The following is a 26,782-nucleotide window of genomic DNA, read 5'->3' on the forward strand; positions in this document are numbered from 1 at the left end:
AGCAGTATCAGGAGACAGGGCCTCCTCATGCGCCTGCGCCCTGTCGCACGGGCTGGTAGCTCTTTCGATCACCGGCCGTCTGCGTCCAAACCAGAGTGGGTAACTCGCAACTCGCACATTCGGGAAGGATGCCGGTCTTGCGATAGTGGAGGGTCTGCGCGATAAGCGGATCATCGTGACCATGCTGCTCGTATAGATCCAGAGCCTTTCGCACCTCATCCCGATCGCTCGTCATTGCTATTTTTCTCTCCTCATCCCACGGCGTCCTCCAATCCGCCACCAGGCACAGATACAGATAGTACGTCCGGTCATCGATCGTCCTGGCCTGCCCGATCGAAAGGTCATAAGCGGTGACCTTCTGGCTGTGCATCGCATTGGCCACGATGCTCGAGTGGAACGACTTGCGGTTGTCTTCGCTGTCGGTGGTGTCCATCCAGCGGCGTTTGACCTCTGCCGGGGTCTCCTTCCTGCGGATCTCGACCCGGCCGCCGCCTAGATGGCGTGCATGCACCACTTTTGCCCTGTCCACCGTTGCCTTGCCTTCATTCCATGCGCGATCGATGTCAGGTATTGCTTCAGCAGGAATCAAGCCAATGCTTCGCACTCCATATGTGCTGGTGCTGTGCACCGGGCGCGGGAACATCTCCCAGGGCAGCAGCCGCCCCTCGTCCTGCGTCATTGCGATGGACGCATCGATCGGTGAAATGGCGTCCATGTCACCGCCCAGTTGAGGTGTCACCGGTGGAGCCAGTGCCTCGCCGGTAACACGCACCGTCTGACCCGTGCTGAAGCCGCCGCGGCCGAGCTTATCCATGCCCCCCATCGTGGTGCCGGTCCAGGTCCACTCGTGCCGATGTTCCAATATGTAGTCATGCGGCGGCAGCCCAATCTTCAGGCCTTGGCCATCGCGGACGCGCTTGGTGAAGCAGCGCTGCTTGAAGCGATCGCCCAGCAGCTCCAGTGCGGGCAGATGCCGTTCAAAGCCGTTCTGCATGAGCCGGGGCTCATGCCTGCTGCGATCCTTCCAGTCCTGCAGTGATTCCGAGGTAACAGTGGCAATTCGATCAGGCACCCCCGCCCAGCCAATACCCTGCACGGTCTGCAGGGCCACGGTCTGGTCATCCGGACAGAAGTACAGGTACACCTTGCCGCGGTTGTCGCGCTCGTTGAACGCGCTGCTACCTTGGCTTACAGAAGCGCGCTGTGCCTGCTGCGGCCCCCACCCCCGACCAACGACCTTGTTCCTTGGCGCATCGGCCAGTGTGGAAAACGCCGGCGAGGCATGTGCGGTACCCGTCATGAAGCCGACGATGGACTGCAGCGTCTTCAGCCTCGCTTCGACGGTCTGCTGGTCATCGCCTACCTCCTGCTTGTCCAGGAAGCGCTCGCCCAGACCATAGGGCGGATGGTTCATCACCAGCGTGTCCACGGGACGATCACCGCGGTCCTTGAGGAACGCATTGGCCAGCAGGCTCACAAGGCACCCTTGGCTGTGCCCGACCACGTTGATCGTGTCATCCGGGTTCTTCCTGCGGATCATGCGTACCAGCATCGCCAGCCGCTGCGCCGCCAGCACCATGTAGTGGCGCGAGCGCGCCTTCAGCAGTGGCCGGGTGGCGGTGCCGCCAACCGGGTTGCTGGGCAGCACCTTGGCGATGCGCCCAGAGAAGCCGTCGGCCCACATGTCCGGAATGCAGCTGGTGGCATTGGCGAAGGGCCCGCCGTTCTTGGCGCTGTCCTTGTCCAGGCGGTTGCCGTGGCGGTCGAGGTACTCGCCGTGGGGCCGCTCCTTGTCGATCCACGGCTTGCCGGTTCTGGGATTGATCCCCTCCTCCTCCCGGAACCCCCAGTAGAACGGAATCACCACGCTGCGTGGCTCCTGCGCTTCCACGCCCTTGGGGGCGAACCGCGCCTGGGTGTGCGAGCGCCGGAAGTACACCGCGTCCGGATCAGGCGCGTCCCGATCAGCGCAGTCCGGCACCCGGTAGTACGCACCGCTCAACAGCGATTCCTGGCGCCCGGTACGGTCCAGGCGCTCACTCATTCCCAGGCAGATGCCGGTCTCCTGCTCCACGTAGGCCTCGCCCACGTCGTTGACCCCGTGCACGAGAATGACGATGGCCGGCTTGGGCATCGGCAGGATCACCTTCTGCACGGTGCCGGCCGGTTGGGTCACCACACGGCCGGTGGCGATGCAGCGCTCAGTGGTCGGACGGGTCATCGAGTACCTCCAGGTGTGCGATGCTCATGGCATCTTTCTCAAGTAGTTCGGTCATGCCGAGGGCGTCGCTGATTCCCTCCAGCACGCTTCCGTCGGCCAACGTCATCCGGTAGCGCTGCTGGGCAGCCGGCGTTTCGCCATCTGCCTGGCGCAGTGCAAAACGGCCGGACGTGTCGATCTGACCCAGCGTTTCAAAAGCACTTTCAGCCGGTGCGGCGGCGTCGATCTCTACATCGGCGTGGATCTTCAGTGCCGAACCAAATACTTCCAGTTGGCCATCGGCATGCAGAACCAGCCCGCTCTGGCCGCATCCCAGCACGATCTTCTTCTGTGCCGACAGGATGATCTGCTCACCGGCCTGCAGCTGCAGGTTCTTTTCGGCCTGCTGGTCGACATTGCCGTGCTGCGCCTGGATGCGTATGTCGTCACGGTGAGCGATGTAGCTCAGGCCGCCGTCGATGGCGAACTCACTGACACCCTTGCCGGCGGTTCGATGCAGTACCCCGCCAGCCGCCATTCGCTGGTCACGTTCGGACGCAATCTCCACACGCTCGGACGCCGCCAGCAGCATCGTCTGCGGCGTGGCCATGACGATGCCGTCCGGCGCATTGATGGCGACTACCGGTCTACCAGCCTCATCACGCTTCCGATCGTTGGCTCCGCCGCCCATCTGTGTAATGGCTGCAACCAGGGCGTCACGCGGTCCGTCCACGTCAGGCAGCGCGTGATGCGCTGCGGCGGTGTCACCCAACGACTTCAGGAGGCCGGACAATGTCTGAACGCATTCGACCAGCTCGCGGTGGTCCAGTTGGCTGCCTGTGGCCTGACTGCGCCCGTAGGCGGTAAGCAACAGCCCGTGAGCGGCACGCAGTGCGCCATTGGCATCGGTGCGCAGCTCGAAACCCTCACCACGTGGTTCGCCCGTGCCGTCGGTGGCACGCGGGTGGGTCAGGTAGCCCAGGTTGAGCGCGGTTGCCGCGTGGGTACTTCGCAGCTGTGCCTTCAACTCCCCATGAGTGTCGTCGAGCAGCAGTTCATTGTGGCCACGCCCGTGGTGCTCCTGGCTCTTGAGCGTGACCAGGGTCTTCAAGGCCGGCAGCGCGTACGGCGGCGGATTGGCAGCGTGGTAGCTGCGGCCGGTCACGATCGGTTGATCGGGGTCCCCGTCCAGGAAGCTGACCATGACCTCATGCCCCACCCGTGGAATCTGCATGGCGCCATACCCGGGACCGGCCCATGTCTGGCTGACCCGTATCCAACAGGTGCTGTCCTGTTTCGGTCCCTCGCGATCCCATGGGAACCACACCATCACCCGACCAAATTCGTCGGTATAGATCTGCTCTCCCTCCGGCCCGACCACGTGGGCGATCTGCGGCCCATCCATCACGGGAGGGACGCGCAGCGGCGCTTGCCAGTCGACATCGGCAGGAACCACCGTACCTTCATACCGATAGCTGCTGCCTTGTTCAGCGGAAGCGCTTTCTTCCTCCTGCGCACTGGACTGCTCCCCCCGATGGACCAGCGCCACCACTCGCCAATCGCGGTTCAGCCCTGGTGACGGGTGGCCGTTCAGCTCGAACGCCAGGCCCGGCCACAGGCGCGCATCGTCGCCCTGGATGCTGGCCTGGTCGGTGCCCGAGCGCAGCGCCGCCAGCCGCGTCCGTGTGCACGCCCTGCCAGTCGCGTCGGCCTTGTAGCGGCCCGGCGCATCATAGTGCTCGAACTCGCCGATGCCATCGCGGGCGCCAGCCCCGTGCTGGAGATCCCGGTTGGGCAGGCGGAAGGTGTAGTCACGCAGGGTGGCCCGCGTGCTGGCCATCCGTCGCTGGTGGGTGAATCGCCATAGTCCAGGCTCGCCGACATCGCCACCGGGCATGGCGTGGTACATCACCGTACCTGGGCGTGATCCTCGTCCCGGCAGTTCGGGGCAGGCCAGTGTGGTGTCGATCAGCCTCAGCTCGGACTGCTCACCCGGGTCAAAGTAGAAAACAAAGCCCTCTTCAGCCGCCACGCGCTGCATGAAATCGAAGTCCGACTCGCGATGCTGCACGCAGTACTCACGCAGCGGGTGCGGATGGGCTGCGGCAAACTCGGCCAGAATGCCCTGCTCATCCAGAACAATCTTGAGAATCTCCGGAATGCTGCGGCGCTGAAAGATGCGGCTGTTGCGCCTCAATGCCAACCGATGCACGGCGGGCTCGACGATCGCGCGATAGCGCGTGCGTCGGAAGCCACTTTCACCCTGCTCGATCCCGGTGACGATGCCGTCCACGCAACGGATGGCATCACCGCCGCGGCAGAGTGTGAAACGAACGACCTCGCCCAACAGCAGCCCGAGGTCCAGTGATGCCTCGGCCGTGGACAGTTCAACCTCAAGGCGGAACGGTGCGCTGAGTGCCTCGACCAACGTGAACGAGACGACGTCAAAGGCAGGGCCGTTGGCGAGAGCGAAGTCAAATCGGATGTCGGATTGTATGGCCACTGCTCATTCTCCAGGTCCTGCAGGCCTCATCAGCCATGGGTCACGGCATTGGCGCCCTCACTGAGGGTTCCACCGTGGTCGGTGCTGTCGCCAACCCAGGCCACCTGCGCCCCACCACAACTCACTTGTTGGCTGCCACTGACGATGACGGCGCCGCAGGCCATCCGATCACCCACGCACGCCACAGAGCGCCCCTGCACTGAGAAGCCGGACGCGCCGGATACCACCTCGGTCGCGCCATGGAGCGGGCAGTCGTACCGATGACCGACCAGAATGATGGATGCCATGCGTCGCTCTGCATGTGGATGAAGGAAATGAACGAAGCGGGCGCGTTGTCTGCACGCCCGTCCGTTGCAACCGGGGTCAGGATTCCAGTGGTGCGCGCCAGTCGTCGGAGCCCGAAGTGCCAGCGACGGTGTGTTCCCAGGTGATCTTCCGATACGCCAGACTGACCTCGATCAGCTGGGTAAAGTCGGACTTTTCCGGATCCTGTGCGTGCGGAAGCTGCGTGTTGATATCCACGATCGTGGCGTCCTCCAGCAGGGTGCTGAAGAAGTGCTCCTGACGTCCATCGATGGATGTCCGGAACCACTTCAGCTCCACCGTCGGCAGCATCTCGCCAGAGGCCAGCGCGTTGTACATCAGCGGCACCGCCTTGTTCAGCGCGCAGGTGAATTTCAACGGACGATGCACACGCTGGCCTGCGGGCTGACCGGACTGGGGGTCCGTCGGCACGGTCACCACATGGCTGATCTGCTGGACAAGGACCTCATCCTCGTGGCCTTCCACGAACACGTTGCCGACCGAGTCAGCGGTGAATGCCCCCTGGGTAATGTTGCCCTGGGTCTTGCCCTGCATGGAGATATAGGCGGGAGTTGGCATTACGGAACATCCTCTCTGTTGTCGAAACGAAGTGCCGGGTTCCCTCCGGCGGGGGCCAACATGGCTCGCAGTGCATACCAAGTTCCGTGCCAACTTCTTCAGCCCATGCGCCACAACGGTTTCGGAGAAAATGGAGACCGCGCGGCGCGCAACTGGGGCGTTGCGTGCGCAAGTAGATGCGCACGCGAACTCAACCCTCGCGATTGGAAGGAGTTTTCTGTGCATCCAATTGCGCAGGCTGTGCAATAACTTGCGCCCCCTCCCCCTCCCCCTCCCCCTGCAACGGTGCACGTGGCGTCGTGGCGGACAGCATCTTCGGGCGCAATGAGCGCGGCAGGTTGAACTCGTTGAATACCTGCTGCGTGAACGGGTTTCCTGTCCTGTCCGATGTGATGCGATAGCGCACCGCGCCCGTTCCCGCACTGAAGCTCAGATCCACGCTGCTGAGCGTGCTGCCGTTCAACTGGGCCTGGCTCAGCAGGCGGAACAAGGCCCAGGGACCTTGGTGTCGCATCACGCGCGTCTGCCCCGCCGGCCCCACCAGGGTCAACCGGCTCTCCACACCATCGCGCAGCGCGTTGGGCCAGATCAGACCTGTCACGGTTCGTGGGCCATGCGCATAGGAGATCAGCTGTCCATCGACATTCAGCACGCTGTTGAGATGGGTCGCCGACAGTGCCAGGGGCTGTACATTGAACTGGACGCCCAACCCACCGCGCTCATTGAAGAACGCTTGACGGATGCGCTGTGCCTGTTCGATCTGCGGTCCAAGTTCAGGCGTGATCAGAGCCTCTCCAGCCGATGCCGTGGCCAGCGCTGCGCTGTTGCGGGACAGCAGGGGCGTCAGGTAGCTGTCCTGGAACCCCTGCAGGCGCCCCTTTGGTCCAAAGAATGCCTCGAAGTCATCCAGATTGATGTTCTGTGTGCTGGCAGGTTCCAGTGGGTAGCGTCCTGCCAGCCGTTGCCGATAGAAGCCATGCACGTCCTCCTCCCAGCGCCTTTCCAACTCCAGCACGGCTTCCAGCGCAAGTGTCCGCTCGCTTTCGTCCGCCAATGTTGCTACGTGCCGGTTGAGGGGCTCGGGCAGGCCTGTAGCCATCTGCCTGACCAGGAAGATCGGGTCGACACCCTCACGACGGGTCCGGCCGCTCAACGCGTCCAGTGCTGCCTCGCCCCGGTTGGTGCTGATCTGGATGCCCCTCATGTAGTCATGCAGGACGCTGATCTCCCGCTGGATGTCGGCGATACTCTCCATCTGCCCCTCTTTCGCACCGAGTAGTTGCGCCAGTGCGGAGAATTCACGCTCGATACGCCGGACCGTCGGAGCATCTTCCGCTGCGGCGGCCGCACGTTCAGCGCCTGTATCCAGCGCCCCCGGCCGGGCATCAAGGTGCGAGTTCCGGGCCACTGATTCAATGAGCCTGCGCAGTGGCTGGGTCGGTCCAATAACCTGCTCCAGTACCAGCACGCCATGGTCCAGATCCTGGAAGTCATTGACCTTCAGGCTGTTCAGGCCTCTGCGCCAGTTGGCGATGTAGTCATCTGCATACAGTTCACGTATCTGCGCCGCCAGGCGCCTGCGATCCTCCTCCGAATATTGCGACTGCGCGCGATAGCCGAGCGTCCACTGATCGGTGAGTGCCAGCGCTTCCACCGCCTTGGTCCGTCGCAGGAAGTAACCGTGGAATCCCTCAGCTGTCAGTAGCGGATTGATATGGGAGTGCGATTCGCTTCGCGCCTGCTCCGCCGTAGGTGGTTTGTAGAGGACATCCGCTACCGGCCCGATCTCCGCCCGAAGATCCAGCGATGCCGTCAGCGTATCCAGCGCTTCACGCTTCATGCCCGCGTACACCCGATGTGGAAGCGGAATCTGCCGCAGCTCAGCCTGCAGTTCCTTCACGCCACGCGGTTGCGACGGCAGGCGTGCATCCACGTAGGTCAACGCGTAGCGCAGATGGCTCATCAAACGGTTCTGGGTCTCTGCGTCACCGGGAAAGGCTTGCTGCCACGTACCCGCCATCCACGATTCGACGTACTCAGGCTTGCGGTTGGCGCGGTCCTCGATCATCCGGTAGACACGCAGCGCCGCAAGGCTGCGGTCGCTGCCTGGAGGAGCATCGTCCAACCCGGCAACAACGCCCTCGGCCAGTTGCGGCAGGAATTGCTGGCCCAGCAACTGCATGTAGGCCGCATCGACCTTGGGGCCGATGTCGTGACCCTGGTATAGACCGAGGCCAGCCACGTGCGGCCATGACGTCCGATAGTCCTCGTACACCGAAACCGCATCCCGGATCTGGTCAAGCGCGGGAAGCAGGTTGCGTCCGGACGTGTCCTGGCCTCTCTCGATGCCAGTGGCATTGAAGGACCGACTCTTGTCCAGCACTGCATGGACCTTCTGCCGGTTCTGCTGGAACTGGTAATGCCAGCCCCCCACAGCCCCCAGAGTGACCAGCAGCGCGCAGGCTGCGTTGATCCAAAGGGCTCGCCTCTTCCTTTCCAGAACGCGGATGTTGTCCCCGGCGAGTCCAGCTTCGGGATAGATCATCTTCTGGAACAGCCGGTGCGTGAAATAGCTGCTTGCCTTTCCCGGCGGCAAGGCGCGCCCAGCTGGCAAAGGCAGGCCGTATGTCCGTCCAACGGCATTTCCCAAAGCGTTGGCGGGGATACCCTGCTGGAAGACGGAAGCAAAGTACATTCCGCGAACCAGTGCCGGCGTCGAATAGCGGTCGCTTTCAAGAATTTCCGACAGGAACATGAACAGCAAGGGCTTCAAACCTGACACCTGCCGGGAGAAGACATACAGATCCTCACGCTCCCCCTCGGTCGATCGTTCGGCCATGGCGTCGAAGACCTGCTCGTTCAGGCGCTCGACGAAACTGTCATACTGCTGGCTCAACTCCTGAAGCCAAGCATCGAAATCGTCGACGGAGCTCAGCGTGCAGGTAAAACCCAGGCTGGCCTCCCGCACCTCACTCGGCAGCCCCGCAAAGAAGGTGTCAAAGCCGCGGACCATGTCGAACTTGCTGAGCACGATGTAGACGGGAAGACGGGTACCCAGTTCCTCCATCAGTCCGCGCAGGCGACTGCGTATCAGCAGGGCCAGCGCTTTGCGGTCGCTGGGCTGCTGCACCAGCAGCAAGGACAGGTCGACCATCAGGATCGCCCCGTTGAGGGGCCGTCTTGGCCGATTCTTTCCAAGCCAGGCAACAAAGTGTCGCCACAAGCGCGGTGCGGCGTCCGGATGTTCCTGCATGAAGGCATGAACCCGTTCCTGCTTTGCGACGCAGTCGGGCCCTGGCTGCCCCCCCACCGACCGGTATTGTTTCTGGCAAATCAGCTCACCGGCCGGGTCGATTACCACGGCGTCGTTGCTGATCCACCAATCAATGGCCAGTGCTGGTGAATCGGCAGTGGAACGCTCGGCAGCGGCCCGCTCGACGCCGCTCAGCGAGAAACTCTGGCTGCTACGGTTGATGAAGCTGGTCTTGCCCGAGCCTTCCTGACCGATAACCACGTACCACGGCAACGCATAGAGATAGTTCCGACGCCGCAGATTGCGTCGCAGCAGCTGAAGGGACCCATCAAGAGACCGCTGCTGGGCGTCTTCAGCTGCCTGCAGTGGGTCCTGTTGTGAAGCGAGCTGACGCAGCTGCTCATCCCGTAGCCTGTGATAGCGGAAACGCATGACAGCGCCCCAGATGGTGACTGGCACCACGACCAGGACCAGACTCAACGCAAGACGCATAGGCAAGGGAGCCAATGGAGCTTGCCCCTTCCACGTCCAACCAGGCCCCAGCCACCACAGACTCACCAGCAGCGCGACGATAGCGAAGAGAGCGACAGGTAGCCACACGCGCGCGCCCCATACCCCTATCCTCCGCGCAAGGGTACCTGCCCGGCCGAGCCAGCTCAGTTTCAACGACATAGCACTTGCTCCTGCAGCTTTCCGTTCATTGACCCGCCTCGCTTCTTCCACTTCGTGCCGTGACATGACTGAAGAGGTCGGGTTCCCATTCATTTGCGGCATGACTGGACATGGTCTGCGCGACACCGGCGTACAGATCCTGTGCAAGCGATGCCAATCCCCGTGTATGGAACAGATCTGCCGCCGCCGCACTGCTGTAGGCACGCTCTCTCAGGGTCTTCTGCCCGCGCTGCCGTGCCTGCAGGCCCAGCAGAATCGATTCCATGCTCTGTCCATCCTGCTGCTGATCCAGAAGCTCGGCATGCATGCGTGCGAGCGTCACGGCCTTGCCGGCCACTCCACACCGATCACTATCGTCGTCGCCGCTGATCCATCCCAGCGTCTCTGCATCGATGAAAGGGCTTCCGTCGCTGAAGAGAAGATCGCGCAGCATTGGTAGTCGCTGCGCGAAGCGTCCGACGGCAGACCGGATGACGACAGCCACCATGGGCATATCAAGCCGCTGCGCGATGGAGGCTGAGAGGAAACTACCCCGCAGCCAATAAGGGCAAGACGCTACGCTACGCTCGATGCGCATCAGCAGGGCAGGACTGCACGGGCCACCCATCAGCGCATCCTGGTACTCGATAGAGATGTCGGCCGGCACATTCATCATCTCTGTGCGACCGTCCGCCCTGGCCGGCGGCGTCCCGTGGATTCCGGCCCAGAGCGCGCGGCGCCTCAACAGGTATCCCGTGGGATCAAAGCCATCCTGCTGATTGATGTGGTCAGCCAGCTTCAGGCACGCGGCACGAATCTCCCGCTCGCTGCCAAGTGGAAGCTCGCGTGAAGCCGAGAAGAACTCTTTCCCCAGCGCATCACGCACAGGCTGCGGCGAGGCCGAGCGCGTCGGCCGTGGCGGCTGGAAGGGTGCGCGCTCGGCATGCTCAATCGCCCGCTCAAGTGCAGGCAACAGCAGTTCGGCCACCGATGCGCCGATTGTGTGGTGGTGCTCGGCCCGCTGCAGCGCAGCCACGGCCTCCGTGGCCTGGATTGCGCCTGCGCCGGTGTGGCTGTCCAGCTGAAGATGCTTCAGGGACTGCAGCAGGCGCTGTCCCAGCGCTGTATAGAGTCTCTTCCTGGCTGACAGTCCGGCCGGTCCAGGTTGGGGAAATACTGATGTCCAGTGCAGCTCGGTCATTCCCGCCAGCAACTGGATGGACCGGATCCACCCCTGCCATTGCTGATGTCTGAGCCAGGCACTCATCAGATGACCAAGGATACGGAAGTGCTTGCAGCGCGCCTGCAGGTAGTGAATCGCACTGGACTCGACGAACGGCCAGTCCAACGTCGCCGCATGGAGCCCTCCGAGCTTTACCATCTCCAGATCGATGGCGAGGTACAACTCATCCTCGGCATCAAATACGCCGGCCGGTGACGCACCGGAGATGGGAGCCAGCAGGGACTCAATGACATCATCCATCTCTGTCACCATCGGCATGCCCGCCGCTGCTCAGTGATCATTGACGGCAGCCCGGTTGCATCGAACCGAAGACCGTCAATCTGCGCGACGTCACTGCTGAGGTGCAGTTCCCCGGAGGCCTCCAGCCGGCGTATCACCTCGATCGCCGCCAGACCGCGTCCGGCGTCCACCAGCACGCCATCACCCAGCACCTGCCAGGTCAGCGCGCCTGCTACGGCGCTGCCATCCGCACTGATCTCCACTCGAGCCTGGTGTTGGGGCAACGGCGGGTGGACGACCAGTTGCAAGCGGCTGATGTTGTCGATACAGCTGATCGTCAACAGGGATCTCGGCACCGGCTGATTCAAAGCTGGCGCCGAGATCAGCACATCCCGTTGGCCAGGACGCACTTCATCAATGGACATGCGGAAGCGGCTGTCGCCCGTAACGCGAGTGCGCTCGAAGCGGGCGAGCTGGTGGATGAATGGGTGCACCCGCACCGGCGCGGCAGGTCTCACTTCCTTCATCGCTGGTGCTGCGAGCCGAACCTGGGCATCGAAGCAGGCCAAGCGTTCCATTGGACGGGACAGGGAAGCGCAGTTCACCAGCGCTGGGTCAGACTTCGTCGGTCCGGCCCACATGGAGCCGCTGATCGCCACGCTCATTACCAATACCGCGACGATCTTCGACTGAAGGTGTACACGTATGGAACTCAAGGTGCATCCCCCAATCCAAGCCGCTTGCATTTGTAAAGCAGTGTTCTTCGCGCGATGTCCAGACTGCGTGCCGTTCGTGCGCGTGATCCATTGAAGTGGCGAAGCCGGCTGGAAATGATCCCCCGCTCAAACTGATCGCGAGCCTCACTCAAGCTCAACGAGTGGTCGGGCGGCTCCGCTCCAATCATCGGCTCCGGCGGCACCGCTGGCGCGCAGGTGAGCGGCTTCTGCAACAGCAACTCCACCATCTCCGCATCAATCCCGTTGCAGGTCGCCCGCTCTGCGGCCACCTCAATCAGGGTGGTGAGTTCACGGATGTTTCCGGGATAGTCATGCTGTTGCAGACGACGAATGGCACACTCGGATATAGGGATGGCCGCGTTGCCGCTGCCGCTGGCAAGCCGCGCCAGGATACGGTTGACCAGCAGCGGGATATCCGCCCGGCGCTCGCGTAGAGGCGGAACTACCAAGGTGAGTTGCCGTATACGGAAGTAGAGGTCCTGTCGGAAGCGCCCTTCACGGACGCTCTCAAGCAAGGGCCGATGTGTGGCGCAGACAAGACGGAAATCAGATGCTCGCTCACGCACCGCGCCCAGCGGCCTGTAGGTCTTCTCATTCAGGACCCGCAGCAGCGTTCCCTGCAACGCCAAAGGCATATCGCCAATCTCGTCCAGGAACAACGTGCCGCCATCGGCGGCAGCGACCAGGCCTGGGCGATCCGAGGTGGCGCCGGTATAGGCGCCCTTGACCGCACCAAACAACTCTGCGGCGATGAGTTCAGGTGCGATGGCAGCACAGTTCAACGGAACAAATGCTGCGTCCCGGCGTGTAGACGTCCGGTGTATCAACGACGCCGCGTGGTCCTTGCCCGTCCCGGTTTCACCTGTGATCAGCACTGCCAATCGCGAATCAGCCGCGGCGAGTACTTCGGCGCGCAGACGACGAGCGGGTACGCTTTGCCCCACCAGGTTGCTCCGGATCAGGTCGGCCCCTTCCTTCATAGGCTCACTGCTGGCGGCAGGTACCCGGTCGATGCGTAGCTGTGCGTTCCCCTGTGCAAGCGCGTGCTGCAGTACGCCAACCAAGCCAGCCCACTCGGGGCTACGCTGGAACCGCCGCAGCATCTCTGCGGGACCGGCCAGCAGCACCACGGCGAGCGCCCTGGGTACGGCAACATCCACCACGGGTATGGCCAGCAGGCCGGGCCCGGATTTCATCGCGGCAATCAGGGCTTGCACGGACGGCTGGCTCACCGACGACGCGGATACCAGGCAGGCCCCTCGCTGCACAAGGCAGTAGACGGCCGGATGTTCAAGATCAGCCATGCTGATCACGGGCAGCTCCCGCACGGATACCTGCAGGCCCGCCACCGGGTACAGCGATTGTGCAGCGTCATCAACCCGATAGCAGGCCAATGCCGCGGCTGGCGCAACTGGCATCCGACCGATCGCCGCCATCCAGGCGCACGCCGTATCATTTGAGTCCTTGCCGCGCAGCGTTGCCTGTACCACTTGCAATGCCTGCTGTGCCGTCATCGCTGACTCCACAGGCCGCCTCATTGAAGCTCTGCCACAAACGCCTGGCCCTGCAGATCCAGCGTTGCCTGTCGGAAAGGTAGCGCTTTTGCCATTCGTTGAAGGACAGCCAGCGATAGCGGTGGCAGCACCTCACCATCGATGCTCGCATCCAGCATTCGGGCGCCGTCGGGATTTGATGCGCAACGTTCCTTGAGCACGCTGCGTACCTGATCGGTCACATGCAGCGGTGCACCATACCGACGTTCGAAACGGAAACAGACCTCCTCGAGGCGCTGCTCGACAATCTCGATCAGCACGTCGTTGCTCAGGGGCTGATAACGAACGATGTGCATCCGAGCCAGAAGCGCCGGCTTGAAGAATGACCGAAGTCCCGCCTTCAGGCCAGGCTCGTCAATCTCTCCGTTCTGCGTCTCATGCGTGTCGAAACAGAGGTTCGATGTCAGCATGAACAGGATGTTGCTGCAGTCGACGTTGTTCCCCTCGCCGTCTGAAATGTCTCCACGATCGAACGCCTGATAGAAAATATTGAGCACCTCCGGGTGTGCCTTTTCTACTTCATCGAGCAGCACGATCGAGTACGGTTTCTGGCGGATGGCCTCTGTCAGAACTCCGCCCTCTCCAAATCCAACGTAGCCTGGCGGGGCACCCAGGAGCCGCGAAACGGTGTGTTTCTCCTGGTATTCGGACATGTTGATGGTGGTCAGGAACTGCTTTCCGCCGAAAAGATGATCGGCGATCCGCAAGGCAGTCTCCGTCTTCCCAACGCCGCTGGGCCCAACCAGGAGGAAGGCTCCCAGAGGCCGACCGGGACGACGCAGGTCCGCCATTGCAGTGAGAAGGTGCCGGTGGATCAGCTCTACGGCGCGATGCTGCCCTCTGACAGTAGCCGTGACGGCATCCAGAAGACCGGCCAACCGCTCAGTTTGATCAGCATTGAGTGTGGCCACAGGAACGCCCGTCCAGGAAGCGATTACCCTTGCGATCTGACCAGCCCCTACGTCCGCGTACACCAGCGGGCCGTCTCTGTGAAGGCGTCGAAGGGTGGCGACGTGCTCTGGCAGGTCATCATGTGCCTGATGGTCTTCACCGGCGCGCGCGCTCTGTATGCGCTCGACCGCCTCCCGCTGCCTGAGATAGCGCGTATGGAGATCGCAGCGTTCCTGTCCAAGTGCGGTGACCTGCGCTTCAAGTGCGACCACTCGTTCGGGGTCGATCTTCCTTCCGTCGGCCTGGTCGCGAATGAGAGCCTGATGCTCCATCTCCAACTGCTGGATGGACGACTCAATCGCGACGATCTCCCGTGGCGGACAGTTTCGGGACGCAGCGAGCCGGGCACAGGCGGTATCCAGGACATCGATCGCCTTGTCGGGAAGCTGCCGACCGGGCAGGTATCGCGCCGAGAGGGATACTGCCGCCTGCAACGCCGCGTCGCTGATCTTGACCCCGTGCGACTTCTCATAGAACCCGCGCACGCTACGCAGCATGTGCACAGCCCGCTCAATAGTGGGCTCGGAAATCTGAACCAACTGGAATCGGCGCGATAGCGCCGGGTCACGCTCGAAGTATCGTCGGTACTCGGACCAGGTGGTCGCGGCAATCGTGCGGAGTTCACCGCGCGCCAACGCTGGTTTGAGCAGATTGGCCGCGTCACTGCCACCGGCCGCGGCGCCTGCGCCAATCAGTGTGTGGGCTTCGTCAATGAAGAGAATGATGCGCGGTGCAGAGGAACGCACCTCGTCGATAACGCCCTTCAGCCGCCTTTCGAACTCCCCCTTGACCGAAGCCCCAGCCTGCAGGGCGCCCAAATCCAAGCTCCATATTTCAACCGACTGCAGTGCCGCAGGGACCAAACCCTTGACGATCCGCAGTGCCAAGCCCTCGATGACAGCACTCTTGCCGACGCCCGCATGCCCCACTGCAATGGGGTTGTTCTTCCGGCGGCGCAGAAGGATGTCGATCATCAGATCAATTTCTTCATCCCGCCCTGAAACCGGATCTATCCGTCCCTCCCGCGCGGAATCGGTCACGCTGGTCGCGTACTTGACCAGCGAAGAATCCCCGCCGGTGGAATGAGCCGACGCGCAGTCCAACTGCGCGTCTTTCGGCAACGCCGCCTCGCTGGACGTGGAGACAGCCCGGGCAAACTCATTGCGCAATGCCTCACGATTGATCGGGCGCAGAATCGCCGCTGTCGCCGAACAGAGATAGCGATCGGGGATCAGCAATGCCGCCAGCAGGATGGCGCCGGTCCGGACCTTCTTCTGGCCAAGTTCAAGCGTCGCCAATGTCCATGCCTGCTGTAGCAATTCCAGTAGCAGCGGGCAGAAGGTGGGAGGGGCGGAAGGCACCGCGTCCACCTGCGCGGGAAATGATTGGAGCAGTTCCTGCCGAAGCCCCTCGACCTCGATCCCGCTCAGCCCGAGAATCCGCCCGCAGTCGCCCAAGGGGTCTTCCAGGCAGCAGAAGAGTAGATGCCTGGCGGTCACTTCACGCTCTCCCCGCTGGACGGAGAGGTTCGCAGCGCGCTCCAGGGCAGAATGGGCTGCGTTGTTCAAACCGGCAATGAGGGCAGACAGTTCAATACGGATCATGGCTTTGTGCTTCCATTACACATGCAGCGGGCTGCGGCCCATGGGGATGGCTTGCGATGAAAAGATGGGGTAGTCGCTCGAAATCGATCTATCCGGGCCGCGCCAGGACAATGTCCAGCGCACCAAGCACTTCTGCAGTCATGGCACCCAGGTAGAACGCATACATACAGTAGGCGGCGACCATCAACGAGGCTGCTGCAAGCCAAGGGGCGAATGAGGGCAGCAGGCGCACCAGCCGATATCGTCGATGGACCGCCTGATCCAGGGACTCGGTCAGCGTCGCAGGTGCGGCACCCCGCATCTGTCGAAGGCTACGGTGCAGACGACGCATGATGGTACTGATCGAATCCTGCCCGTCACGCTCAAGCTGATAGCGTCCCTTGAACCCAAGGCACAGGCACAGATAGAGGAATTCCAGCACGTCACGGAAGTGCTCCGGCTGTGTCATGAGCCTGGACAGGATGCTGAAGAACTTCTCTCCGCCCCAGGTCTCGTTGTGGCAGGCACTGAGCAGCGAGTGCTGCGCCCATACAGACTGGGATCCCCAAGGCGTCGCCATAACCGCCTCATCGAGAAAGCTGCAGAGACAGTAGCGATAGGCAGACAGCGTCCCCGCTTCATAGCCATGCAGGCGCAGCTCGTTCTCCATCGTGACCAGCTGATTGCGGATGCGCTCGTGAAGTGCCTTTGCGTCCATTGGCACTTCGATTCGCCTGATCCGAATGGCGAGGGCAAGCAACGGTTGGGCGGCGTCCACCAGCGGATTGCAGGAGTGGCCCCGCATCTGGAAGTAAAGCTCTGGATCCTCATCGATACCCTCTGCGGTCTCGAATGAGATCTCGTCCTTGCGCGCGACCTTTCCCTGGATGACGGGTGGGAGCGTCATGAAGCCACCTTCCAGATCCTGCAGTTCTCTATTCACTTCGGATTCCCCACAGCTGAATGTCCAAACCCGGGAATTCGCCGGATACGTGCAGCCCGATGCCAGATGTCGAACGCATCATCTGCCAGGCCGGATTTCCCCTGTCGAGCTGGAAGTAGGTGAAACCCGCGTGGTAAGGGAGATGTCTTGGCGCCACCGGGATTGCAACGAGAGGAATGCCGGGAAGCTGCAGGCTGACCAGCTCGTCGATCCGTTCGATCGAGGCAACTTTGGTTTGCTGGACGAAGCGTGTGCGGAGTTGCTCGAGGGGAATGTTCGCACGCACCGCGAGAATGAAGTCAGCGCTCTCGACAAGGCGACGATCGTTCACCATGGCCGTGCGCAACCCGTACTTCTGAAGCTGCATCGGGATGGAAACGGCACGGGGCTCCAACACAGTTCCCAGTGCTCTTCTCAAGGTACTTTCCAGCGCATGAAATGACGCGTGCAGATCTTCGTGCTGATAGGCCGGATACTCGATAGGGAGCCGGCCGTCATCTGTGAATGTCACCAGCTCGCCACATGCCTGCGAAAGGTGGCAGTAAAGACGTTCGGGGTGCAGGAAACGTGAGCGTGCCAGATGCTGGAACAGGGGCTGGATGCGATTCAGTGCCTGCAGCAGACCAAAGTCGGTCACCTCTGCCACCCCCGACTGAGATGGCGAACCAATGCGTTCGGCGATCACCATGGCCCGCTGCCGCATGAGCCCAGCGACCTCTTCGAGGAATCTCGCCAGTGGAACAACCGCACTCACCGACAACGCAGTGGCATAGTGGGCGTCATCAAGAGCCACGCTGCCGTCTGGTCGTCGATCTCGGATTCGCGTGATCGCCAAGCATGCAAATGCACTCCGGTCTTCACCCTCGAGCATCAACCTGTAGCCGGGTATGGCCAGATCCATCTCGACCAGATCACCCTCCTCGGTGTGGATGTCGCGAATCTCGCGTCTGTGTGCCTGGTAACGGCGAGACTCGGCATTGCTGGCCCACTGAACCTCCGTGGCGCCTTCAATCCTGAGCGGCAGGGCGAGGTACACGACCTGATTTATGGCCGATGCGTCGGCTATGTCCAGTGGACTTGGCACCGGCGTATCCATCGGCATGTCGAAGACGCTTCCGTCAGGCATCACCCCGCGCGCGCGCAGCAACGCGATCTTTCCGAAGGTCAGGTACTCGGTATTTATCTCAAGCTCAACGAATCCATGGAGGTTCTCGCCAATGGACGACAGACGTTGATGCAGCTGTCCCTCCAGATACCGCGTCTCCTGCTGTAAGTGCTGGGGCTTCACGAACAGCCCCTCCTTCCAGACTACTTTGCTCCGCAACGTCATTCCAAGTCCTCACTCTTGATACTGATACCCGAATCTCCCAGCTCTACCAGCAATGGATAGGACCTCCCGTGTGGCTGAATCCGATGTACTGCCCGCCATGTCACTCTGCTGACATCCTGGTATCTGGCTGCGACCGCAATGAAACGAGTGTCCCGCTGGACCTGATGGAATGGGACGAACTTGTAGCTGCCCGGCCTGATGACGAACTCGTCATGATCGCGATAGGTCTTCCCCAGCGATCTGTCCGGCGACGCCCACAATGCATCGGCGTCGAGACTGAGGAACACGCCGTCATCCTTGAGTTGGATGACGGCGATCTTCAGCGGGCTTCCTTCGCCGCCGAGCGGGTTTGCCTGGATCTCCGGACTCTTGACTTCGCCCGGGGCGAGGTACTCACCAACGGCCCGTATGTGACCGACGGCATTGATCGATTCAAGCTGCACATCTGCATTGCCATCGTCTGCAGCAACTGGATCGCCCGGAGGCAGCTCCCCCGAATCCCCAAGCTCTTTCTGCAGTGTCTGCGTCGTCATCCGAAGCTGGCCAAGCAGACCGCGCAGGTCAGAGCTGGACAACCGAACGCGATAGCCAGCCTTCAACTGTTCTTCGTCATGGGGCTCCAATGTCGCTTCGGAAGTGGCATTCATCACAGGTGACGCCACGATGCTGAGCGCGATGGTGGATGGCTGATCCTGAGGCAGGCCAACAGGTAGGGAAGGATCCCTCAGTACCTGCCAGGCCTTGGATGTCGCCACACAACCAGCCAGCATCGATAATGAACATCCGAAAATGATTCGCGCCAACAGCGCATGCAGGCCCTCAGCGAACATCCGGACACCCGCGAACCGGTTCTGACGCCACGTCGACCGGAGGTTGTGCTTCGAACGAGCAGGCAGATGGAGAGCCCTTCGAAGAGCAAAGGCGATCCAGAATCGAATCAAGTGCATACAGCGGATCCCCACAGACCTCTACGTTATGCAGCGCAGGAGCGCCCACGAGGGAATCCATGGGCGGATCATCGAGATGGCGCAGAGGCGTCGCATCGCCTGCGAGCAGGTCATCGAGAGATATCTCTTCGGACAGGTCACCGGTAGCACTCTCGCCTGGCTCACTCGCAAGCCCGACGGAGACGATCAGTGCACCCAGGCGGATCTGATCGCCTTCGCGCAGCTCAACGACGCTGCCGGCTCCCAGGGGCTCTTCAGCGCCATTGATCCATGTCATACCGGCCAGATCGCGCAGGCAGAATGCCCCATCACGCGAGAAGAGCTCGGCATGACGTGATGCGATCCAACCACGATCGTCGGCAAGGCACCAACTGGCGTCCCCGCTACCTATCGTTCCCCCGCGATGATCGACAGAATGAACGGGCGTGCAGCCAATGCCGATGCGCGTTGGATTGGAGACGGAGAGTCGAAGCCACGCTCCATCAGCATGCAGACTCATGCCCGCACCTTGATTTTGACACTGGCGTCGGCGAGCTGTGACGGAGCGGAGCCCAGAAAGGTTGTCCAACCCAGGTTGCCGCCGCTCTCCTTGCATAAACGAAGAGGCGAGATGTGCTCTGTGCGCAATCCGAGCTCCAGGTTGTACGCGAGCTGGTCTCTTAGAAGAAACTGGATCAAGGTCCCCAGAAGGGGAAAGTCGCGTCCATTTGGCAGGAAATCACGAAAACGCTCCGTACTGAGATTTCCAATAGCAATCGCGAAGCAGTGCTCACAGGTTCTGACCCGGCTTCCTGCAATGAAGCTACTCCCCAGAATCGCCCTGGATGCTCCAATCTGCGAGCGCTCCTCAACGGGCACGTCAACGTAGATTGGCAGGAACTCCTTTACCACAACGTCAGGCAGGTCGAAGCAATGGGAGACGATCCCACCCACTGTTGCAGGTGATCTGCTGCGGCTTGCCACAACGCCGGCATACGTTAGCAGTCGGCTCCAAGGCAGGCTGCTGTACTCCCTCAGATGCGCATCGTGCAGACCGATCAGCGAGAGAACATAGCCCGAGAATCGATCGCGCGCACCTGACTGAAAGCGAACGTGGTAGCGGTACTTGCGCCAGCCGCGATGCAGTAATGTGAGAAGGCGATGATTGAAGAAATCGAGGAAGGCGGCGTGAAGGCCTGTGCCGTTGGCGTGCTCTGCAGCAATGCGCTCGACATAGTGCAATGGTAGTGGCGAATCGACGCCATGCAGACCCAGGAAGCTGACCGCGAGGCGATACGAGTACCCTCCCTCCGCCGGGCCGAACTCACCAACTACTACATCCGAGATTGGAAAGCCCAACCGGGGGTCATTGCAGAATCGGATTCGCTCAGCTGCAGGATCGCCGTCCATGGCATGCTCCAGGTCATCGTCATGCAGACGATGAAGTCGTTCAACAAGACTGTAGAAGGCATGGCGCCGGGCGTTATCCAACAGCGGACCGGCTAGATGATGGGCTGGCTTCCGTGCCGAATTGGCCATTGATATGTCTCTTTGTTCTCGGTGTTCTTGACTTCAAGGACGTGAAAGGCATTGATGCTCGCGTAGAGCGAGAAGAAGTGCGAAAGGACAGACCCGAACAGGTACATCTCGCCCTCGCAGAGGAACATGGAAGGGTCCAGTTCAAGAACAGTCTTCAGGCCTCGAACCGGGAGCCCCATCACGAATGCTGTACTCGGAACAGTCGTGGCAGCCACGATTCCATTCAGGCGCATCTGACTCACGCGTTTTGCTTGAACGTCGTGAAGAGCCGCGAAGTCATACGCTCGAATGACCGCCTTCATTGGCTCCGTTCCCAGGAGTGAGAGGAAGTTCAGCGACAGATTGGAGATCAGATTCCAGTGGAGGCTCCCATCAAGGACTGGCCTGTAGCTTGGTGTCGGGCGGATTGCATTGGCGACATTGACAAACGCCGGGACGTCGTCCAATGGATGGCATACGTCGCCCACGGCCAGCACTGAGGGCAAGTCGCGATTGGTGCAGGTTAGCTGCACTGATACCGTCTCACTGGCATCTGGATGAAGTGACTCGTCGCTTCGGATGAAGGCGATGCGTTGCCGGGTTCCACCGACGCTCTGGTCGACGTGCAGCCGCGACCGGTAGTACGGTGCAGGCCCATTCGAGGTGCGGTCTATCTCATGCTGGAATGAGTAGAAGTCGTGATAGATCCGGCGCACTTCTTTGGCCCGCTCCCGGGAGGATGCCCATACGCCGCTGACGCCATCGACGCTGAATACCTCGTACCCATGCGCTTGGGAACCCGCCGGGTTGATGGCGTACTCGGTGACCCGACCATCTACGCGTATGGGTTCGGCATCGTGCGCGAAGAGGTTCACCGCGGGAACACAATGCAAGGAAATATCTCCATTTCGAATGTGCACGCCCAGTGGCATGGGCCGATTGAAGTGAAGCTCGATGCGCGCCGATAGACCTTGCGCAGGCCAAGCCCGCGCCAGGCTCTTTATCCTGGCGAAGTAGAAGCGGCGGGGGAAAACGAAGAATTCCTGAAGTACCCGGTAGCCATCAAAGACGTTGCGTGGATAGGGAAGGAGCGCGGCGTCGGCTTCGAAGCCCGGAAATTGGATGCTCCCAGTGGGCAGCGTGCTCACTGAATCGCCCATCACAATACGGATCTCTTCCAGATACCTGGCGAGCCACAGATAGAGTGTCTGTGCTGCCCTATCGTCGCCGCTGAAGTGAAGTTCAAGCTCATCGCAGTCCACTGACCTGAGATCCAGATCCGACAGCGTGCGTAGTTCCATCGCGACCATGGAACTCTCCATCGAGTGCGCTTCATGTACTCTTTCGATTTCCAGTGGGTGAATGCGGACATCGCTGCAGGTTCTAAAGCGGCATGCGATCCCATCAACCTCAACCGATCCAACCATCGCGCCCTTGGGTACTGTCTGCGAGTCGGCAATAGCACGATCACTGGGCTCGAATTTCAGAATTGTCATGCTCGGGATTGGCCTCAGATAGTTGGGCCAGAGCAGTTGCAGCAGACCGTGGGTCAGCTCCTCGAAGTCGTCCTCAATCTTCATCCGCAGCTTTGCCGTCAGGAAGGAGAAGCCCTCCAGAAGCCGTTCCACATCGGGATCGCTCGCACGTTCACCGAGGAACCGCGCAAGCTGCGGATTTTCAAGAGCAAACTTCTTCCCTTGAATTCGTAGGTGACTCAACTCATCGCGGAAAGCTCTGTGTAGAGGCATCGGCTCAGAGTGCACTGTAGTTGCGTGTTTGACCGTTCAACGTCAGCTCCATCTCGAACGCCGTGCTTCGATCGTCCAGAATCAGATCGCAATCCACCCGAAAGCGCAGCTGTAACGGCTGCTGGGCATCCGTCAACAGGCGAACATCCGCCACCCGGATTCGGGGCTCGTTATTCTCGATAGCCCCCCGGATTTCAGCGGTCGCCCGAAGCAGGAGGTCGGCCGAGCCCATGACCGCATCGTTGAAATCTGGAAGTCCCATGGACGGGCAACTCGGTGCTCCGCCCTGGCGAGCGTTGAGCAACTGCTCAACGTGGCGCTTGACTGCCTGCACACTGGCGGCTGCACTGGGTGCGGCGGTTCGCGTCCGCGTGGCCGACTCCAGGATGTCCAGCCTGTCAAAGAGACTTCCCTGCCCTGCCCTGTTCATGTTCTGACTATTCCTTGTCCAGCCGACCGACCAGCGATAGCTCGAAATTGGCCCCCATGTACTTGAAGTGCGGCCGCACACTCATTGCCACCTGGTACCAACCTGCTTCACCGGGCACATCCTTCACCTCGACCCTGGCCGCTCGCAGCGGCCGACGGCTGCGGACCATGGCCGGAGGGTTTTCCTGATCAGCCACGTACTGCTTCAGCCAGGAATTCAGCTCCCGCTCCAGGTCGTGGCGCTCCTTCCAACTCCCAATCTGCTCGCGTTGAAGCGCCTTGATGTAGTGCGCCAGACGATTGATGATGAACATGTACGGAAGTTGCGTACCCAGCCTGTAGTTCGTCTGCGCCTCCTGCCCCTCAAGAGTGTTCGGGAACAGCTGCGGGCGCTGGACGGAGTTGGCCGAGAAGAATGCGGCGTTGTCGCTCCCCTTGCGCATCGTCAAGGGAATGAATCCTTCCTCGGAAAGCTCGAACTCCCTTCGGTCGGTTATCAGCACTTCCGTCGGAATCTTTGCCTGGATCTGGCCAAGTGCCTCATAAAGGTGCACGGGAAGATCTTCCACTGCACCACCGGATTGAGGACCGATGATGTTGGGGCACCAACGATACTTGGCAAAGCTGTCAGTAATTCGGGTAGCCAGCAGGAAGGCTGCGTTGCCCCAAAGGTAGTTCTCATGTGAATCGCTTACAGATTCGGCATAGCTGAATCGCCGAACAGGATTCTCCAGAGGGTCGTATGGCTGCCGAAGAAGAAATCGCGGCATTGCCAGACCTAGATAGCGGGAGTCTTCTGAATCCCGCAAGGCGCGCCACTTCGTGTATCGAGGGCCATCAAAGATGTCCTTGATCTCCTTCAGGCTGGACAGCTCCTGATAGCCATCGATGCTGAAGAATTCATGACTTGCTGCGGCAATGAATGGCGCATGCGCCATGGCCCCCACGGATGCGATGTAGTTCAGCAGTTTGACGTCCGGTGTCGACGGACCGAAGTAGTAGTTGCCAATCATGGCAGCGACAGGCTCGCCGCCAAACTGCCCATAGCCAGCTGAGTAGCTGTGCTTGTAGAGTCCGCTCTGGGTTATTTCCGCTGCGCTCTCGAAGTCCTCAAGGAGCTCCTGCTTCGTGGCATGCAGAATATCTATCTGGATGTTCTCCCGGAAATCGGTGCGATCAACCAATAGCTTCAATCCACGCCAGGCGGATTCCAGATCCTGAAACCGGGGGTGGTGAAGCACCGCATCCATCTGCTGGCTGATGCGGACATCCAGTTCGACGATCATCTGATCCACGAGATGCTTGTTGACCGGCTCGGTCCGATCCTTTGTGCGGAGCATTTCGGCAATGAACTCAGCAACGCCCCGTTTTGCCGTGGAGTAGCCCTCCTGCGTCGGCTGCATCCTGGTCTGGGCCATGATCTGATCGAGCAAACCAACCGGCGCGGGCGCGATCTTCCCTGAAGAAGTTTCCGTGGCTTCCATTGTGGTTCCCTTTGGTTGTTGGGCAGAATGACGAGAAAGCTCTCAGCGGCTGTGCTCGTCCCGCGTTGTCAACGCCAACTGCAGTTCTTCGGCCAGTCTTTCGCGCGCTCCTGGGTCAGCCAGCATTTCCTGCAATGCATTGCGAAAGGCCGGAACGTTGCCTAGTGGTCCTTTCAACGCGACCAGGGCCTCCCTGAGCTCCAGCAACGTACGGAGCTCTGGGAGCTGTTGGGCGATCGCGTCTGGCGTGAAGTCATTGAGCGAGGAGAACGAAAGCTGAAGATTGAGCCTTCTCTCAGGCTCGTCTGAAAGACGGTCAGGGACATCGAGCGTGAGGCCGAGCTCTGCCTTCTCCATGACGGCATCGAAGCTGCCCTTGTCGACACGGACAGACTGGCGCTCGTCAATCATGGCCTGCTCTGTGTGGCCCTTGAAGTCGCCAAGAACAACCAGCTTGAGTGGCAGCTCCATCTCCGCCGCCTGATCGCCCGTTGCGGGTACGTATTTGATGTTGATCCGCTCCTTGGGAGCGACAGAACCATCCTTGCTCGACATGCGCTTACTTCCTGCGTTGGTATCGGTTACCTGTCTTCTGTACTGCATGCCCATTCGGACGATCATCACCGCAGTACGGGAGCCTATGTCTGGAACCGGACGGGCGCGTTGGAACGTTGGAGGCTCGATGAACTCAGCCAGCTCGTCCGTTGCAGACGAGCAATCATGATCAGCTCCGCCGCGCAGTTGGAATAGGAATAATCTCAGTTGACCCAGAATCGTCCGAATGCGTCAGAATTTCAGTGGAATCTCATCGCACAACATGGTTTTGTGCACGGCCGAGGTAACGCACCAAATGCCAGATGCGACACGTTCACAATCAATGTCCAGAGAATTGCTTCCCTGAATTACTTCGTCCGGGAGAGAAGATGAGCGCGCTCTCGCTCATTCATGGTGAGATCAGCTGCAGCGACGAACGCGTCACGAGCATCCTGCACCCGCCCTAGCCTCTGTAGTACTTCGCCGCGGACCACCTGCAGCGGCGCGTACTCGCGCAGGCGCGGCTCATCCAGCAAGGGCTGCAGCTGCGCCCACGCAGCAAAGGCGCCCTCGCTGCGCAGCACCGCCACCACCCGATTCAAGGCCACCACCGGCGATGGCACCACCTGCATCAGCTGCGCGTACAGCGCGGCGATGCGCGCCCAGTCGGTATCCTCGGCGCGGCGCGCAGCGGCATGGCAGGCCGCGATGCGGGCCTGCAGCACATAGGGATCGTTGCTGCCACCGGCAGCCAGCGCACGCGCCAGCGCCTGCTGCCCGCGTTCGATCTGCAGCCAGTCCCAGCGCGCACGGTTCTGCACGTCCAGCAGCACCGGCTGCCCCTGCGCGTCCACGCGTGCGGCCGCACGCGAGGCCTGCAGCTCCATCAGCGCCAGCAGGCCAAGAACCGGCGGCACTGGCAACCGATGGGCCAGGATGCGCGCCAGGCGCAGCGCCTCCTCGCACAGCGCCGGGCGCATCCAGTCATCGCCCGCACTGGCGGCATAGCCTTCGTTGAAGACCAGGTAGATCGCCTCAAGCACCGACGCCAGGCGCTCGGGCATCGCCTCCGCACGCGGCACTTCATACGGCACCTGCTTCTGCGCCAGAGTGCGCTTGGCGCGCACGATGCGCTGGGCCACGGTCGGCTCCGGCTGCAGGAAAGCCCGGGCGATTTCCGGCGTGGTCAGCCCCCCCAGCAACCGCAGGGTCAGCGCCACCCGCGCATCGGCAGGCAGCACCGGATGGCAGGCCACGAACATCAGCCGCAGCAGGTCATCGCCCAGATCGTCTTCCAGCGCCTGGCTGTCATCGGGCGCCGGCAGCGCCGCCGGGTGCAGTTCCTCGCCCCATTGCGCGTGCTGCTGCGCCACGCGCTGGTGCTGGCGCAGCACATCGATGGCACGGTTGCGCGCGGTGGTCATCAGCCAGGCTCCGGGATTGTCCGGCATGCCCTGCACCGGCCAGCGCTCCAGCGCGGCCAGCCAGGTGTCCTGGGCCAGCTCCTCGGCGCGGCCGACATCACCGCCCAGCAGCCGCGCCAGGCGCGCGATCAGGACTGGCGACTCCATCCGCCAGAGGGTTTCCAGGCGCTGGCTGAGGGCGGGCTCGATCATGCGCCGATCACAGCACGCAGGCCGCACCCGCACAAGCGATGTCATCCATCACCGTACTCAGCCCGGTTCGCCATCCATGTGCGCGATCTCCCACAGATGGCCATCCAGGTCCTGGAAGCCGCGCTGGTACATGAAACCGTAGTCGCGCGCCGGCTGCGGTTCACTGCCACCGGCGGCCAGCGCCTTGTCCACCAGCACATCCACCGCCTTGCGGCTGGCCGCCGACAGGCAGGTGATCACCTCGGTCTGTGCATGCGCATCGGCGATGCCCTTGTTGGTGAACTGCTGGAAGAACGGCTTGACCAGCAGCATCACGAAGATGCTCTCGCTGATGACCATGCAGGCCGCATCGTTGTTGGTGAACGTGGGGTTGAAGCTGTACCCCAGCGCGGCGAAGAAGGCCTTGGACTGTTCCAGGTCCTGCACGGGCAGGTTGACGAAGATCATCTGCGGTTGCGGTGCGCTCATCGTTGCGGTGT

Annotated in this window: 20 protein-coding genes; all 20 read right to left on the bottom strand. The window is 61.5% G+C overall.

What is annotated here, in order from left to right; all coding sequences use genetic code 11:
- Window positions 1-25: 25 nt before the first annotated feature.
- Window positions 26-2,221, bottom strand: a complete 2,196-nt coding sequence (locus ACM2ZB_RS12795) for a DUF3274 domain-containing protein (protein WP_416055711.1) — start codon at window positions 2,219-2,221, stop codon at window positions 26-28.
- Complete coding sequence (locus ACM2ZB_RS12800) at window positions 2,202-4,703, bottom strand: type VI secretion system Vgr family protein (RefSeq protein ID WP_416055712.1); 2,502 nt, start codon at window positions 4,701-4,703, stop codon at window positions 2,202-2,204. Before ACM2ZB_RS12800 ends, ACM2ZB_RS12795 begins: the two co-directional genes overlap by 20 nt.
- 29 nt (window positions 4,704-4,732) lie before the next feature.
- On the bottom strand, window positions 4,733-4,990 hold the full coding sequence (locus ACM2ZB_RS12805; protein ID WP_416055713.1) for a PAAR domain-containing protein: 258 nt from the start codon (window positions 4,988-4,990) through the stop codon (window positions 4,733-4,735).
- Window positions 4,991-5,066: 76 nt separating this feature from the next.
- On the bottom strand, window positions 5,067-5,585 hold the full coding sequence (locus ACM2ZB_RS12810) for an Hcp family type VI secretion system effector (RefSeq protein WP_197620343.1): 519 nt from the start codon (window positions 5,583-5,585) through the stop codon (window positions 5,067-5,069).
- A 190-nt stretch (window positions 5,586-5,775) separates the two neighbouring features.
- Complete coding sequence (tssM, locus tag ACM2ZB_RS12815; RefSeq protein ID WP_416055714.1) at window positions 5,776-9,510, bottom strand: type VI secretion system membrane subunit TssM; 3,735 nt, start codon at window positions 9,508-9,510, stop codon at window positions 5,776-5,778.
- Between the two features lie 25 nt (window positions 9,511-9,535).
- Entirely contained in the window at window positions 9,536-10,972 is a 1,437-nt protein-coding gene (tssA, locus tag ACM2ZB_RS12820; protein ID WP_416055715.1) for a type VI secretion system protein TssA, read from the bottom strand.
- Between the two features lie 5 nt (window positions 10,973-10,977).
- A complete protein-coding gene (gene vasI / locus ACM2ZB_RS12825) occupies window positions 10,978-11,616 on the bottom strand; it encodes a type VI secretion system-associated protein VasI (protein WP_416055716.1) in 639 nt (212 codons plus the stop codon).
- Window positions 11,617-11,663: 47 nt separating this feature from the next.
- Window positions 11,664-13,202 carry a sigma-54 interaction domain-containing protein gene (locus tag ACM2ZB_RS12830; protein ID WP_416055717.1) on the bottom strand — a complete coding sequence of 513 codons (1,539 nt, stop codon included), beginning with the start codon at window positions 13,200-13,202 and terminating at the stop codon, window positions 11,664-11,666.
- 20 nt (window positions 13,203-13,222) lie between these two features.
- Window positions 13,223-15,796, bottom strand: coding sequence for a type VI secretion system ATPase TssH (gene tssH / locus ACM2ZB_RS12835; protein WP_416055718.1), 2,574 nt, complete (start codon window positions 15,794-15,796; stop codon window positions 13,223-13,225).
- 88 nt (window positions 15,797-15,884) lie between these two features.
- The gene (icmH, locus tag ACM2ZB_RS12840) at window positions 15,885-16,718 is read right to left on the bottom strand and encodes a type IVB secretion system protein IcmH/DotU (protein WP_197620349.1); all 834 of its coding nucleotides are present in this window, start codon (window positions 16,716-16,718) and stop codon (window positions 15,885-15,887) included.
- Complete coding sequence (tssK, locus tag ACM2ZB_RS12845) at window positions 16,711-18,048, bottom strand: type VI secretion system baseplate subunit TssK (protein WP_416055719.1); 1,338 nt, start codon at window positions 18,046-18,048, stop codon at window positions 16,711-16,713. The genes icmH and tssK overlap by 8 nt, the downstream gene beginning before the upstream one ends.
- A complete protein-coding gene (tssJ, locus tag ACM2ZB_RS12850; RefSeq protein WP_416055720.1) occupies window positions 18,045-18,878 on the bottom strand; it encodes a type VI secretion system lipoprotein TssJ in 834 nt (277 codons plus the stop codon). The genes tssK and tssJ overlap by 4 nt, the downstream gene beginning before the upstream one ends.
- Complete coding sequence (locus tag ACM2ZB_RS12855) at window positions 18,868-19,494, bottom strand: FHA domain-containing protein (RefSeq protein WP_416055721.1); 627 nt, start codon at window positions 19,492-19,494, stop codon at window positions 18,868-18,870. The genes tssJ and ACM2ZB_RS12855 overlap by 11 nt, the downstream gene beginning before the upstream one ends.
- Entirely contained in the window at window positions 19,491-20,513 is a 1,023-nt protein-coding gene (gene tssG, locus ACM2ZB_RS12860; protein ID WP_416055722.1) for a type VI secretion system baseplate subunit TssG, read from the bottom strand. Before tssG ends, ACM2ZB_RS12855 begins: the two co-directional genes overlap by 4 nt.
- Window positions 20,477-22,255 carry a type VI secretion system baseplate subunit TssF gene (gene tssF / locus ACM2ZB_RS12865; RefSeq protein ID WP_416055723.1) on the bottom strand — a complete coding sequence of 593 codons (1,779 nt, stop codon included), beginning with the start codon at window positions 22,253-22,255 and terminating at the stop codon, window positions 20,477-20,479. Before tssF ends, tssG begins: the two co-directional genes overlap by 37 nt.
- Window positions 22,245-22,670: a type VI secretion system baseplate subunit TssE gene (tssE, locus tag ACM2ZB_RS12870; RefSeq protein ID WP_416055724.1), complete on the bottom strand. Its 426-nt coding sequence runs from the start codon at window positions 22,668-22,670 to the stop codon at window positions 22,245-22,247. The genes tssF and tssE overlap by 11 nt, the downstream gene beginning before the upstream one ends.
- Window positions 22,671-22,677: 7 nt before the next feature.
- Window positions 22,678-24,153, bottom strand: a complete 1,476-nt coding sequence (gene tssC, locus ACM2ZB_RS12875; RefSeq protein WP_416055725.1) for a type VI secretion system contractile sheath large subunit — start codon at window positions 24,151-24,153, stop codon at window positions 22,678-22,680.
- Window positions 24,154-24,195: 42 nt separating this feature from the next.
- Window positions 24,196-24,708: a type VI secretion system contractile sheath small subunit gene (gene tssB / locus ACM2ZB_RS12880; protein WP_416055726.1), complete on the bottom strand. Its 513-nt coding sequence runs from the start codon at window positions 24,706-24,708 to the stop codon at window positions 24,196-24,198.
- Between the two features lie 347 nt (window positions 24,709-25,055).
- A complete protein-coding gene (locus ACM2ZB_RS12885) occupies window positions 25,056-26,303 on the bottom strand; it encodes an RNA polymerase sigma factor (protein WP_416055727.1) in 1,248 nt (415 codons plus the stop codon).
- Between the two features lie 57 nt (window positions 26,304-26,360).
- Window positions 26,361-26,771 carry a VOC family protein gene (locus tag ACM2ZB_RS12890; protein ID WP_416055728.1) on the bottom strand — a complete coding sequence of 137 codons (411 nt, stop codon included), beginning with the start codon at window positions 26,769-26,771 and terminating at the stop codon, window positions 26,361-26,363.
- Window positions 26,772-26,782: the final 11 nt, after the last annotated feature.

The sequence above is a fragment of the Stenotrophomonas maltophilia genome (assembly GCF_047782825.1).
In the GTDB taxonomy this organism is placed as follows: domain Bacteria; phylum Pseudomonadota; class Gammaproteobacteria; order Xanthomonadales; family Xanthomonadaceae; genus Stenotrophomonas.

Excerpts from the sequence above, each read along its gene's own strand:
- ACM2ZB_RS12795 (WP_416055711.1), bottom strand. The coding sequence starts at position 2,221 with ATGACCCGTCCGACCACTGAGCGCTGCATCGCCACCGGCCGTGTGGTG.
- ACM2ZB_RS12805 (WP_416055713.1), bottom strand. The coding sequence starts at position 4,990 with ATGGCATCCATCATTCTGGTCGGTCATCGGTACGACTGCCCGCTCCAT.
- ACM2ZB_RS12810 (WP_197620343.1), bottom strand. The coding sequence starts at position 5,585 with ATGCCAACTCCCGCCTATATCTCCATGCAGGGCAAGACCCAGGGCAAC.
- tssM (WP_416055714.1), bottom strand. The coding sequence starts at position 9,510 with ATGTCGTTGAAACTGAGCTGGCTCGGCCGGGCAGGTACCCTTGCGCGG.
- tssA (WP_416055715.1), bottom strand. The coding sequence starts at position 10,972 with ATGGATGATGTCATTGAGTCCCTGCTGGCTCCCATCTCCGGTGCGTCA.
- vasI (WP_416055716.1), bottom strand. The coding sequence starts at position 11,616 with ATGAGCGTGGCGATCAGCGGCTCCATGTGGGCCGGACCGACGAAGTCT.
- ACM2ZB_RS12830 (WP_416055717.1), bottom strand. The coding sequence starts at position 13,202 with ATGACGGCACAGCAGGCATTGCAAGTGGTACAGGCAACGCTGCGCGGC.
- tssH (WP_416055718.1), bottom strand. The coding sequence starts at position 15,796 with ATGATCCGTATTGAACTGTCTGCCCTCATTGCCGGTTTGAACAACGCA.
- tssK (WP_416055719.1), bottom strand. The coding sequence starts at position 18,048 with ATGACGTTGCGGAGCAAAGTAGTCTGGAAGGAGGGGCTGTTCGTGAAG.
- tssJ (WP_416055720.1), bottom strand. The coding sequence starts at position 18,878 with ATGTTCGCTGAGGGCCTGCATGCGCTGTTGGCGCGAATCATTTTCGGA.
- ACM2ZB_RS12855 (WP_416055721.1), bottom strand. The coding sequence starts at position 19,494 with ATGAGTCTGCATGCTGATGGAGCGTGGCTTCGACTCTCCGTCTCCAAT.
- tssG (WP_416055722.1), bottom strand. The coding sequence starts at position 20,513 with ATGGCCAATTCGGCACGGAAGCCAGCCCATCATCTAGCCGGTCCGCTG.
- tssE (WP_416055724.1), bottom strand. The coding sequence starts at position 22,670 with ATGAACAGGGCAGGGCAGGGAAGTCTCTTTGACAGGCTGGACATCCTG.
- tssC (WP_416055725.1), bottom strand. The coding sequence starts at position 24,153 with ATGGAAGCCACGGAAACTTCTTCAGGGAAGATCGCGCCCGCGCCGGTT.
- tssB (WP_416055726.1), bottom strand. The coding sequence starts at position 24,708 with ATGTCGAGCAAGGATGGTTCTGTCGCTCCCAAGGAGCGGATCAACATC.
- ACM2ZB_RS12885 (WP_416055727.1), bottom strand. The coding sequence starts at position 26,303 with ATGATCGAGCCCGCCCTCAGCCAGCGCCTGGAAACCCTCTGGCGGATG.
- ACM2ZB_RS12890 (WP_416055728.1), bottom strand. The coding sequence starts at position 26,771 with ATGAGCGCACCGCAACCGCAGATGATCTTCGTCAACCTGCCCGTGCAG.